The 12547-nt window shown below is 53.5% G+C and carries 11 protein-coding genes; 8 read left to right on the forward strand and 3 right to left on the reverse strand.

Annotation, left to right across the window (positions count from 1 at the left end; all coding sequences use genetic code 11):
* Nucleotides 1–57: 57 nt before the first annotated feature.
* The 4 genes from EV681_RS17585 (at nucleotide 58) to EV681_RS17600 (ending at nucleotide 3349) form a co-directional block, all read left to right on the forward strand.
* Complete coding sequence (locus tag EV681_RS17585) at nucleotides 58–384, forward strand: PepSY domain-containing protein (RefSeq protein ID WP_130304744.1); 327 nt, start codon at nucleotides 58–60, stop codon at nucleotides 382–384.
* A gap of 551 nt (nucleotides 385–935) precedes the next feature.
* A complete protein-coding gene (gene sorA, locus EV681_RS17590) occupies nucleotides 936–2174 on the forward strand; it encodes a SorA family sulfite dehydrogenase catalytic subunit (protein ID WP_128394842.1) in 1239 nt (412 codons plus the stop codon).
* Nucleotides 2175–2185: 11 nt separating this feature from the next.
* Nucleotides 2186–2596, forward strand: a complete 411-nt coding sequence (locus EV681_RS17595; protein ID WP_128394841.1) for a cytochrome c, class I — start codon at nucleotides 2186–2188, stop codon at nucleotides 2594–2596.
* Nucleotides 2597–2695: 99 nt separating this feature from the next.
* Nucleotides 2696–3349, forward strand: coding sequence for a glutathione S-transferase (locus EV681_RS17600; RefSeq protein WP_128394840.1), 654 nt, complete (start codon nucleotides 2696–2698; stop codon nucleotides 3347–3349).
* Here the strand turns inward: EV681_RS17600 and EV681_RS17605 are convergent.
* Nucleotides 3342–4238, reverse strand: coding sequence for a LysR substrate-binding domain-containing protein (locus EV681_RS17605; RefSeq protein WP_128394839.1), 897 nt, complete (start codon nucleotides 4236–4238; stop codon nucleotides 3342–3344). The two genes, EV681_RS17600 and EV681_RS17605, sit on opposite strands and share 8 nt — an antisense overlap.
* A 126-nt stretch (nucleotides 4239–4364) precedes the next feature.
* Here EV681_RS17605 and EV681_RS17610 point away from each other — a divergent pair, with 126 nt between their 5' ends.
* Together EV681_RS17610 and EV681_RS17615 are read left to right on the forward strand one after the other, a co-directional pair.
* On the forward strand, nucleotides 4365–5204 hold the full coding sequence (locus EV681_RS17610) for a class II aldolase/adducin family protein (protein ID WP_128394838.1): 840 nt from the start codon (nucleotides 4365–4367) through the stop codon (nucleotides 5202–5204).
* A 105-nt stretch (nucleotides 5205–5309) separates the two neighbouring features.
* Entirely contained in the window at nucleotides 5310–6683 is a 1374-nt protein-coding gene (locus EV681_RS17615; RefSeq protein WP_128394837.1) for an MFS transporter, read from the forward strand.
* A 29-nt stretch (nucleotides 6684–6712) separates the two neighbouring features.
* Here EV681_RS17615 and EV681_RS17620 read toward each other — a convergent pair whose 3' ends face one another.
* Nucleotides 6713–7393, reverse strand: coding sequence for a GntR family transcriptional regulator (locus EV681_RS17620; protein ID WP_128394836.1), 681 nt, complete (start codon nucleotides 7391–7393; stop codon nucleotides 6713–6715).
* A 250-nt stretch (nucleotides 7394–7643) separates the two neighbouring features.
* On the opposite strand from EV681_RS17620, the gene EV681_RS17625 reads away from it, so the two are divergent.
* Nucleotides 7644–9206 carry a Rieske 2Fe-2S domain-containing protein gene (locus EV681_RS17625; RefSeq protein ID WP_128394835.1) on the forward strand — a complete coding sequence of 521 codons (1563 nt, stop codon included), beginning with the start codon at nucleotides 7644–7646 and terminating at the stop codon, nucleotides 9204–9206.
* Between the two features lie 70 nt (nucleotides 9207–9276).
* Nucleotides 9277–10275, forward strand: coding sequence for a PDR/VanB family oxidoreductase (locus tag EV681_RS17630; protein ID WP_130304745.1), 999 nt, complete (start codon nucleotides 9277–9279; stop codon nucleotides 10273–10275).
* A 183-nt stretch (nucleotides 10276–10458) separates the two neighbouring features.
* Here the strand turns inward: EV681_RS17630 and EV681_RS17635 are convergent, their stop codons facing one another.
* The gene (locus tag EV681_RS17635) at nucleotides 10459–12543 is read right to left on the reverse strand and encodes an acetate--CoA ligase family protein (protein WP_130304746.1); all 2085 of its coding nucleotides are present in this window, start codon (nucleotides 12541–12543) and stop codon (nucleotides 10459–10461) included.
* Nucleotides 12544–12547: the final 4 nt, after the last annotated feature.

The raw sequence follows: 12547 nt of genomic DNA on the forward strand, positions 1-12547 counted from the left end.
CAGAAGCGTCAATCTGATATTTCTGCCCGATTCCTGACGTATTCACAAGGTGATATCATGAAAAAAATACTAACTGCTGGCATGATTGGTTTGCTGATTGCAGTGGCGCCTGCCACCGGGGCCCTGGCGTATCAGAGTGGACACCGCGGCGACGTTTCTCCGGCACAGGCGATGCGTATCGCCGAAAGAGCGGTGGGCGGCCAGGCCTATAAAGTCGAACCTGACCATTATCGGGGACGGCGCGCATACAGTGTCGATGTCAGAAAGGCCAGAAGGGTGGTGCAGGTTGATGTGGACGCCCGCAATGGAAAAATCCTGCATACGGAACGCCATAATCGCCGCGGGCCGGTTGAGCAACATCCGCGAGCATACCACCACCGTTGAACCTGCCTTGTTTTGCCATACCGTGCCTTGCTGCACGGCATGGCAGTACATCTCAAATGAAATAATATGCCTCATTGCAAGTGGCCTGGGTACATCCATCACAAATGAATTTGAGCATTACAAGCGAATTGCTGCAACAACACTCAATTGCGGTCTCCCGACTGAATCAGTGCAAAATAATTGACGACATCACGCGCCACGATTGCTGCTATCAACTTACGTTAATCTGAATACTTCTTTCCACAAAGGTCTGGCATTCTGGTATGGCGTGGGTCTGTTGTATCAGCATTATTGCAACTGTGTTTGGGTACGTGTTTTTTTTTGCAGCTCGCTCTATTTAGTAAGTGTTTGATTTGACGTTGTTTACATGCGCGCGGCGCGCGACTGGTCCCATGAGGGCGAGCCAACTGGTTCTATGCCGATTAAATCACTTGTCGTACTATAAAAAAGGAAATCGCCTTGTCTGTTGCATGTCAGTCATGCTGAACCAAATGCAGCGACGGCTCAAAGCGGCGCATGTGACGCGCCGGCGATACACACAAGGAAGAGACATGCAAGACCCAAACCGCTCTCATGCTGCGCGACGACGCTTTCTGAAATCTGCCGGCTATACCGGCATCGGATTATGGTCCGGGCTGGCGCTGCCTTCGGCATTTGCTGCAGGCAAGGAAACAATCACATTGCCCTTTGGCAATGGTGAGCGTGTTCTTGAAGCCTTCCCGGGAAAACGTCCGCTGATTGTGCTGACTAATCGTCCTCCCCAGCTGGAGACACCATTTTCAGTGTTCAACGACGGTATGATTACGCCGAACGATGCTTTTTTTGTGCGTTATCACTGGAGCGGTATTCCAACAGAGGTCGACTTGAAAGGTTTTCGACTGAAGGTGCATGGGTCGGTCAGCAAACCACTGGAACTGACGCTGGATGACTTAAAGAAACTGCCCAACAAAGAAATCACCGCAGTACATCAGTGTTCCGGTAACAGTCGCGGTTTCTTTGAACCGCGCATAAATGGTGGTCAATTGGGCCACGGCGCGATGGGCAATGCCAAATGGAAAGGCGTTGCCCTGAAAGACGTGCTTGAGTTGGCCGGTGTTGCCGGTTCGGCCAAACAGGTGGCCTTCAACGGATTGGATCATCCCCCCGTGCCTGACGGACCGGATTTTATCAAGGCATTGGATATTGATCATGGCATGGATGGCCAAGTCATGCTGGCATGGTCAATGAACGATGAAGATCTGCCGCTGCTCAACGGCTATCCATTGCGTCTGGTTGTGCCTGGCTATTTTGGCACTTATTGGGTCAAGCATTTGAATGACATCCATGTCATGGACGATGTTTTTGATGGCTTCTGGATGAGCAAGGCCTATCGTATTCCTGACAATGACTGTCATTGCGTAAAGCCTGGTGAGACACCAGAAAAAACCATTCCGATCGAAAGATTTTCGGTTCGTTCATTTATCACAAATGTGGCCGATGACACGCGAATAACCGTGGGCAAACCGCTGGCCTTGCGAGGCATCGCATTTGATGGCGGATCGGGAATTAAATCGGTACAGCTATCTACCGACGGCGGCAGCAGCTGGTCGGATGCCAAGCTGGGTGACGAAATCAGCAAGTACTCCTTTCGCGAATGGACCGGCCAGTTCACGCCCCCAAAACAAGGCGAATTCAAGCTCATGGTTCGTGCGACTAACCAGAACGGTGAAACCCAGCCCATGCAGGCCAACTGGAATCCGTCCGGCTATCGCATGAACCGTATTGAACAGATTCGTGTGATCGCAGCATAGGGAGCGGACTAATGAAATATTTATCTACACGTAAACAGATGTTGCGCTGCGTCGTCGTCGGCTGTGCATTGCTGCCCGTGGCGGCTATCGGTGCCGGCGTCGAATTTCCCCAGGAAGCCGGTGGCTACAAGAAAAGTGATCTGCCCGGATACCAGATTGCCAATGGCCTGTGTCTGATGTGTCATTCGTCTCAGTATGTTTCGTCGCAGCCGCCGAAATCGTCGCCAAAATACTGGAATGCCACTATCCACAAAATGAAAGATGTCTACAAGGCGCCGTTGCAGGACGATATGATTCCTGCTGTGGTGGAGTATCTGAGCGTTGAATATGGTGGCCAGGACCGTGCAGCAGCGCATGCCGATTATGAAAAGGCCATGGCCGCATTGAAGAATCCTGCAACGGCCGATACCAGCAAAAAATAGCACTGCCAGCATCTTTCGCATGCGAATGTGGTAGAGTCAAAGCATGCCTGCACTTCACGAATGTGAGGCAGGCATCTTTTTTTTTACCCTGGCTCGTTTATGTCCTATCCTGTTCTCTATTCCTTCCGACGGTGTCCGTACGCCATGCGCGCCCGGCTGGCCATCGCGGCCAGTGCTCAAACCTGCCAATTGCGTGAAATAGTGCTGCGCAACAAACCCGCTGCCATGCTGGCGGCTTCGCCAAAGGGAACCGTGCCGGTCTTGATTCTTCCCAATGGCGAGGTGATAGAGCAAAGCTTGGACATCATGCTGTGGGCCTTGCGCCAAAATGACCCGTCGGGCTGGCTTGCGCCGGTGGGGTGTTTGCTGGCCGACATGCTGGCGCTCATCGAGTCCTGCGAACAGGACTTCAAGTGTCATCTTGACCGCTACAAATATCCGCAACGTTACGATCTTGAACACGGATTGCAACACCGCACTCAGGCGGCGGACTGGTTAATGACACTGGAGGGCACTCTGAGCCATACGCCTTATCTTTCGGGCTCGCATTGCGCGCTTGCCGACATGGCCATTGCACCATTTGTCAGGCAGTTTGCGCATACTGATTTTGCCTGGTTTGAAACGCAGGCCTGGCCGCATGTGCTGCGCTGGCTTGAAAACTGGAAGCAGTCAGCAATTTTTGCGCGCGTGATGCACAAGTATGCGCCGTGGGAAGAAGGGCAGGCGCCGGTGCTGTTTCCACCACCTATGTAGGCTGCGTTTTGGCTATCTGATATAACCAATCCTTGAAAATGCGAATTTTTGGGACCTGGCTTTCATCGGCGCGCCAGGACACCGTGTGGGTGACCACGTCCATTTCTTTAAAGACACCTTTTCCCAGTTCGATCAGATCGCCACGGGCCAGCTCGCGCTCGGCCAGGCGTGTACTTTCCAAGGCCACACCCATACCGTCGGTTGCCGCCGATAGCGACATTGCGGCACGATCAAATGATGGCCGAGGCCTGGCCGGCAACCGAAGGTTGTTCAAGGTAAACCAGCTGGCCCAGGTCACGTTATTCAATTGTGAATCAATCAGAAGCAGTTTTTTTATCAATGCCGCCGCGTCTGCGCCCGGTTCAATCAGCGAGGGCGAACACAAGGGAACATTTCTCTCGGTGCCAAGCGGCTCATTCACAATGCCGGCACGGTCAATGATCGTGCCATAACAAATCGAAATATCCAGCTCGCGCATGCGGACCAAATCCACTTGTTCCGACCCGGTTGTCAGGCGAATCGTAATATCGGGATGCGCTTTCATAAATTGCGGCAACTTGGGTCCGAGCCATTTGACCGCCAGGCTGGGGGCGCAATACAGCGCCAGCACTTGTGCCTTGGGTGCGAGCGACACTTCGGCGCAGGCGGCTTCGATAACGTCAAATATTCTTGAAAGACTCTCCAGGAACCGCTGGCCTTCAAGCGTGAGCTCAACACGCCGGTTGCGCCTGATAAAGAGCGCGCAGCCAAAATAATCTTCAAGTTTGCGGACCTGATGACTGATTGCCGATTGGGTCAAATGCAATTCCTGTGCAGCCAATGTAAAGCTTTTCAGGCGAGCGGCCGACTCAAAGGCGCGTAGCAATGTGAAGTGCGGGATGTTTCTCATATTTTTCATTATCCATGAATCACATTCATGATTCCATGAAGAACTATCGTTTGTCAAGGGTACGGGTGCGTGGGACGATGAGTGCGTTCAAGGTTCAACTATTGAGTATTTAACAGGAGAAAACGCATGGCAGCTGTACTTGAAAAAACCGGGATCGTGCTCGATGACGGTCGTGTATCCATTTACCAGCCTGAGCAAAAAGAGTTGATATTTCCCGAGCTCCCGCAGTTCACGAGTGTAGCGGCGCATAGGCAGCATTTGAAAGAACGGCTTGTTGCCGCTTGCCGTGCCTTTGCCTTGCAGGGGTACGACTACGGCTTTGCCGGGCACCTGACCATCAGGGATCCGGAAGACCCAGGGTTGTATTGGACCAATCCGATGGCGATTCACTTTTCACAAGTAAAGGTATCAAACCTGATTCTTGCCGACCACACCGGAAAAGTGGTCGAAGGCAGACACGCCATTAACCGGGCAGGGTTTGTCTTGCACGCGGCGGTACACGAGCAGCATCAGGATATTGTTGCCATGTGTCATGCACATACGGTGTACGGGACTGCATTCGCAGCTTTGGGAAAACCACTGGCGCCCATCAGTCAGGATGCTGCTGCGTTTTTTGAAGATCATGTGGTAATAGGCGACGAAGCAGGGCAGGTCGCGGTAGAGGTCAAGGCTGGCCATAAAGTTGCCAATGCATTTGCCGGTGTGAAGGCGGCAATTCATCAGAATCACGGCCTGCTGACGGCGAGCCGTCACAGTATAGAGGCCGCGGCATTCTGGTTTATTGCACTTGAACGTTGCTGCCAGCAGCAATTGATGATCGAGGCCACCGGGATTACGCCACGCCTGGTAACGCCGGAACGTGCACGTTATAGCCGGGAACATGTGGGCAGTGAATATATCGGCTGGCTGCATTTCCAGGCAATCTGGGATCAACTGGTGGCTACGCAGCCTGACATGTTTGATTAATGTTTACTTGGCAGATCTTCGCATGACCTGGGTCATGCGAGGCGAGCAAGCCTGAAATGACAACAATCGGGCCGGCCAATTAACCCTACTATGGTGGAGACAATAATGCAGATTGAAAATGATGTTGAGCAAGGTGCTGTCAAGGATGAGGCAGGGCTTTACAGGAAAGTGATGTGGCGATTACTGCCATTTCTCTTTCTTTGTTATATGTGCGCCTATCTGGACCGCATCAATGTGAGTTTTGCCAAATTACAAATGTTGAATGATTTGTCGTTCAGCGAAGAAGTTTACGGATTGGGCGCCGGGATATTTTTTGTAGGCTATTTATTATTTGAAGTGCCAAGCAATCTGATACTGTTGCGTGTCGGCGCGCGACGCTGGATTGCCAGGATCATGGTCACCTGGGGAGCGCTATCGGCCTGCATGATGTTTGTCACTACACCAACCAGTTTTTATATTCTGAGATTTTTGCTGGGGGTCGCAGAAGCCGGTTTTATTCCCGCCATTTTGCTGTACCTGACATACTGGTTTCCGTCATCACGCAGAAGCAAAGTGACCGCATTGTTTCTTACCGGCATTCCCATGTCAGGCGTGATTGGCGGACCATTGTCCGGCTGGATACTGAATGGTATGGGCGGCGTATATGGCCTGACGGGTTGGCAATGGTTGTTTGTGCTGGAAGGCATTCCGACTGTACTTGTCGGTATTATTGCTTTTTTCTATCTGGATGATCGGGTATCTGACGCCAAATGGCTCAATGCTGCAGAAAAGCGGCTAATAAGCTCGAACCTGAATGCGGACAAACAGGGCCATCAATTGCATTCGGTCAAAGAAGGCTTGCTTGATCCAAAAATCTGGCTGATGAGCTGCATTTATTTCTGTTTCACCATGGGCCTGTATGGCGTGAGTTTCTGGCTGCCGTCACTGATCAAGGCTACCGGTGTAAATGATCCACTCAATATTGGGATGCTTACCGCCATCCCGTATGCAGCTGCAACGCTGGCTATGATTCTGGTCAGCCGACGCTCGGACGAAAAGGGCGAGCGCAGGTGGCACCTGGCTATTCCGGGTGTCGTGGGGGCACTGAGCCTATGCGCGAGTGTCGTCTTTGCTCATAGCCCGACAATCGCTATTGTTGCCTTAACGATAGGAACGATGGGTGTGATGACAACCATTTCCCAGTTCTGGACACTGCCGCCGGCGATTTTGGGGGGCGCGGCTGCAGCTGCCGGAATTGCACTTGCAAACTCGGTCGGGAGTATCTCGGGTGTCGTCAGCCCATATCTGATCGGCTGGTTTCAGACCCATACCGGCGCTACCGGTGGCGGCGTCTATGGCTTGGCCATCAGTATGTTGATTGGTAGCGCGCTGGTCTTTGCCATCCCGGCCAGAATGGTCAACAGTAAAAAACAAGCAGCAATGAAGGTTCAGAGCGATACAGGGGGCGTGCGCCGTCCCGTTGTTACGGCAGAAATCTGATCGCTGTAAAGACAAGCAGAGTGATCAGGCTATGCCTGGTTGCTTTGCTGTTTGAGCACTTCGTCCAGTCGTTTTACCAAACTCACACGGGCACGACTGGTATGTAAATCGGTCAGTTCCACTGCGCGTTTGCTGTCGCCCTGCGCAATTGCACTGGCAATGGCTTCATGTTCATCCCAAATGGATTGCCGTTGCGCTGACGATTGCAGCACCGCGCCCATGACTCGTCGCAAATGGTTCCAGTGCACCAGCGCGCTCTCGGCAATGAGCGGATTGCCCGAAGCCTGGTATATGGCTGTATGAAAAGCAACGTCCGTGTCGATAAGCGCTTTGACAACACCACTTTTGGAGGCTTGGCGGCCATTAATGATCAGTTCCGGATCTATTTTTGCCTTGCGCTCGGCAGCCAGACGAACCGCGAGCATGTCCAGTGCACCCCGGATTTCGTAAAGTCTGCCGGTCCAGTCCGGGTCCAGGGGAGAGACCAGAATGCCTCTACCGGGCGCGTCCTGAACAAAGCCGTCTTTTTTCAGTAAGCGCAATGCCTGTAGCACCGGAGAGCGCGAAACCGCCATCTGTTCGGCGATCTCTTCCTGAGTGATGCGCATTCCCGGCGCAAGACTGCCATCGCTGATGGCGTCAAGTAGCGCTTTATACACTTCGTCTACGTAGTCGGGACGAGACTGCAGTTTCATAAGTTTGTTGTTCATGATGCTCTTTTAATACGACTGTATTTGATAACGCCGCCGGTTATGGATGCCATTGCAGGTCAAGCGCCGGAAAGTTCGATTGATTTTACAAATTGTAGTGCATTCTCTGTATACGGAATACAAATGCAAGGGTTTACCCATATGTACAGCGCTTTGGTGTCGTTTTATTCTTTGTATACAGAGTTCAGTATACATTAAATCGATAATTTAACCCGTAATGGGTATTCACAACCTTAGAGGAAGAGATCAAATGAGCAAACCAATGGATAAAGCCGAGCAGGGTCGAAGCGGCGGCGCCGCGGGTGCGGTAACAAAAAAACTGATTCCTTACGGCGGCTATTACACCAACAAGATTCCAGGCCATGATCCGGAATTGACAGAGGTCGGGCCAGGCACGCCGATGGGGGAATACATGCGTGGTTTCTGGCATCCGGTTTGCATGGCAATGGAATTGACCGACACGCCCCGGTTTTTGAAAATTCTGGGCGAAGAGCTGGTGGCTTTCAAGGACGGCAGCGGGCGCATTGGTTTGTTGCATGCGCATTGTGTCCATCGCGGCGCTTCGCTCGAATATGGGGCAATTCAGGAACGCGGCATTATGTGTTGTTATCACGGCATGGTGTTTGATGTTGACGGTACCTGCCTGCATGCGCCGTTTCCCAAAGGCGAAGAAAAAGAAGCAGAAAAATTTGCCTGTTCGATTCAACAGGGCGCCTACAAAGCAGTGGAACGCAACGGGCTTATTTTTGCGTACATGGGGCCCCCGGATAAAGAGCCGCCTTTGCCCGAGTGGGAAGGAAATTTCACTGTTGCGCAAGGTGATGAACTAGTGCCGTTCAGCAATTTCCAACATTGCAATTGGCTGCAGGTCCAGGATAATGCAGCTGACAATTATCACACCATGGCCTTGCATGCTGCAAAAAATGTGGTTGATGGGCATTATCAAGGCACAACCTTTGATGAAGTTGGTGCCGCTTCCATGGAGGTGCCGCCTGATATGCAATTTATTCCGGTGCATCAGGGCCGCAGCCTGGCTTGCTCAGGGGCACGCCGAGTGGACAAGGACCGTTTGTTTATTCGTGTACAACACCAGATACTGCCGAATCTGAGCCTGCATGCCTATACATCGGAAGATGGCTCGAAGAAAAAACTGTTCAGCCGTTTTCATATCATTCGCTGGACCGTGCCCGTTGATGATGAGAATGCCAAAATGATCGGATGGCGCGTCATGGGTCCTGGCATCGATACGCGTGGGGTGGGCGACAAAGGTATGGTCGGTTATGAAAGCATCGATTTTCTGGAAGGTCAGGTTGCCATGCGCCGACCCGAGCGTTTTGGCAAATATAAGCTGGAAGATATGCCGCCTATTCCACCCAACCACCGGGAGCGGGCAAATTATAAAGAATGCCAGTATGCGCCAGGCGATTATGAAGCCATTATCAGCCAGCGCCCGATTGCTATCCATGCGCTGGAGAACCCGACCAAATTTGATGCTGGTTTGTACATGTTCAGGAAACTGTTGCGGGATGCCATTCGAGGCACTAACCCGGCCGCGTCAGCCGACGGATTCAGGCAGTGGCTGGTGGAGACAGGGGGTGCGCCCAATAGTTACTGCTCGGGTAACGTTTTTGATTTGCCCGAAGCGCAGACCGTTGAGGCCGAAGTGGCGCAGCGCCGATTTGTCGCCAAGCAGATTGTTGCCATTCTGACTGAAAGCGATAAGCACACCGGCCCTGCCCGGGCAGCCTTCGTACGCGACAGGATGGAGTTGCTGGAAAAAACGGCGAAAGACACCTACGGTAAACAGCAGTAAACGACCAGGCGGGCAGGGCGCCCGCCGCGAGCGCGTTTCGAATAACGATATCAAAGATGGTAGACACGATATGAGTACAGATATAACGACGAATCCGGCGAGCGCGACAGCGTCAACGCTCTCATTGCTGGTCAGGCAGATCCGTTATGAGGCCACCGGCATTAATTCATATGAACTGGTTCATCCGCAGGGTGACGATTTGCCGGTATTTACTGCCGGGGCCCATCTGGATATACACATACAGCCTGGACTGATCCGGCAATACTCACTTTGTAATGATCCGACCGACACAAAGCGCTATGTTATTGCTGTGCTCAAATCCGAGAGCGGATTGGGGGGCTCAAAAACCTTGCATGAAACGCTGCGGGTGCAGGACATGGTCAAGGTCAGTATGCCGCGCAACCATTTTCCGCTGCAGCCCGATGCCAGAAAAATCCTGCTTCTGGCAGGAGGCATTGGTATAACGCCTTTAAAATCGATGATCCACACCCTCGATAGTTGGTCGCTGGATTATCAATTGCATTATTGCGCGCGGGACGCGTCCTGCGCGGCGTTCACCGACGCTTTCGCGGACCATGCAAAGGTGTATTTGCACTTTGACAATGGCGACCCGGCCCAAAGTTTGGATATTGCAGCGCTGCTGAGCGCCCCAGAAGATGGCACTCATGTGTATTTTTGCGGTCCTCCCGGCTTTATGCAAGCCTGCTCACAAGCAACGCAGGGGTGGCCCGACGGTACTGTTCATTGTGAGTATTTCAAGGCGCCGCCAACTGAGCGTAAAGATCAGGAATCGGGTTCAGCATCCGACGGCAGCTTTAAGGTGAAAATAGCCAGCTCAGGACAGCACATTGGTGTGCCTGCCGATAAAAGTTTGATCGAAGCGCTGGCCGACGCGGGCATTGAATTGGAGACGTCCTGCGTTTCCGGCTTGTGCGGGACATGCAAGATTCGCTATCTGGAGGGTGAGGTTGATCATCAGGATTACATTCTGAGTCCTGATGAACAATCCGAATATCTGACCGCATGTGTATCCAGAGCAAAAAGCGAGCTGCTAGTGCTTGATCTGTAAAATGGGCAATGACCGATTGCCGTGGCTGCGTTTTGTTGCGGCGGGCCCTCAAGCCCAGTCCACGAGGCCACACAGCGATAGCGCCGGCAATCCTCTGGTCATTGCATCGCTCAACCCAATCGTTGGCCGGTATTAATTGACCGGACTCGTTGGCCAGTTTAATCGGTCCAATTGCTCAACCCATCAATCGGCCAGGATCGCGATACCGTCTGCCGCTTTGACGCCTTGCCCGTCGGGCAGCACAAACAGTGGGTTGATCTCGGCCTCAATCAGCCTGTCTCCCACGCTGGCTACCATATTGGAAAAGTCCACGATGGCTTGGGCCAATGCTTGCTGATCCGCTTTAACGCGGCCGCGGTAGCCATCGAGCAGCGGCCAGGTACGCAGATCGTGCATCATGTCATAGGCGTCAGCAAGACTGAGCCCACCTTGTTCCGGCAACAGACGCATTGTGGTGTCCTTCAGTAATTCTGCAGTTACGCCTCCCATGCCAAGCAAAATGGCGCTGCCCAGCGCATCACGGTGAAAGCCCAGGATCAGCTCGATGCCCGATGTCACCATCTGCTGCACCAGAAACTGTTCAGGACGCACGCCGGTTTTGGCATAGACTTCTGTTTGCATCCGGGCGATGCGCTCAGCTACCTGCTCGGGTGCAACGCCCACGCACACGCCACCCACATCGCTTTTATGCATGATCTGGCTGGACAATATTTTCAGCACGACGGCAGATCCATATTGCAGGGCGGCCGCCTGTGCCTGTGCCGGATTCGAAACAATGGTTTGTTCGGCGCCGGCAATGCCGAACCGGGAAAACAGGTCTCTGGCCTGGGCTTCATTCAATGTTCCCGCCGGCAGGTCTGTCAGTGGCGATGATTGGACAATGGCAGGCGTCTGCAGTGCAGGTTCTGCCTGGGTTTGCCACATGGCATCCAGGGCAACGGCGCAGCACTCCGGTTCCATGAATGCAGGTATTTGTCTTTGGTTGAGTAGACGGGCGACATTTGGCGCATGCGGGCTGATGAATGCGACAATGGGTTTGTCTGTTTCGGGCAGACAATCACAGATGGCATCGGCCATCAATTGCGGGTTGCCCAGGCTGGACGAACCTACAATCATGACCAGTGCGTCATAGTCGTCACTGGCCGACAGGGTGCCAATAGCGCCGCGCAATAGATCAGGCTGTAAACCAGCCAGGGTCACATCAACTGGGTTGCGATCCAGCGCCGCCGGCATATCGCCCTGAAGTGCTCGTAATGCGGCAGCAGTCCGGGCGCCTGGCGCCGGGGTTTCAAAACCGGCCACACCCAGGCTGTCTGACACCAATGTGCCGGCGCCGCCGGTTGACGTCAGAATGGCGACACGTCTGCCACGCAGTATGCGTCCGGTCGATAATGCACTTGGCATATCCAGCAGGTCGCTGAATCGCTGCGCACGGATCACACCGGTTTGTTGGAACAGGGCGTCATACATCGTGTCCTGGCCAGCCAGCGCGCCCGTATGCGAGATGGCCGCCTGGGCGCCCGCTTCAGATCTGCCAATCTTGAATGCCACGATAGGCTTTCCGGCAAGTCGCGCGCGCAAGGCGGCGGCGCGAAATTTCTGTGGGTTGCGTATGGATTCAATATACAGAGCAATCACTTTGGTGGATGCGTCGTCAACCAGATAGTCGATGAAATCGGCCATTTCCAGGTCCACTTCATTGCTGGTCGATATCAGCTTGGACATGCCGAGTCCGCGTGCCGCGGCGCGCGAGAGCAGGGCGCCCAGAATGCCGCCGCTTTGCGAAACCACGCCAACGTCACCGACCGGGAACTGATCCATCTCCAATGCACCGCTTGCAGATAGAGGAATGCCATCGGTCAGATTGACCAGGCCAATGGTATTGGGGCCCAGTATGCGCATTGCGCCGGCGGCCTGCCGCAGTTGTTGCTGGCGCTCTTTTCCTTCGGCCCCGGCTTCGGAGTATCCGCTGGCCAGCACGATTGCCGCCGCGGTGCCTTTTTGCGCCAGTTCCCGAACCGCCTGATGCGCACGCCCGGCACCCAGCAGGATGATGGCCACATCAGGAACCTGCGGCAGGGAATCGATATCCGGATAGCACGGTACGTCACCAATATGCGTAACGCGTGGGTTGACCGGATAGATGGCGCCATCAAAGCCGTGTTTGCGCAAATAGGCCAGGGGCCTGCCCGCTGTTTTTCCCGAGTCGGCAGAGGCGCCGATGATTGCCACGCTGCGTGGTCGAATAAGACGTGATATTGCATTCATGATT

Origin of the sequence: Advenella incenata, assembly GCF_004217095.1 — a bacterium.
Lineage (GTDB): Bacteria > Pseudomonadota > Gammaproteobacteria > Burkholderiales > Burkholderiaceae_B > Advenella > Advenella incenata.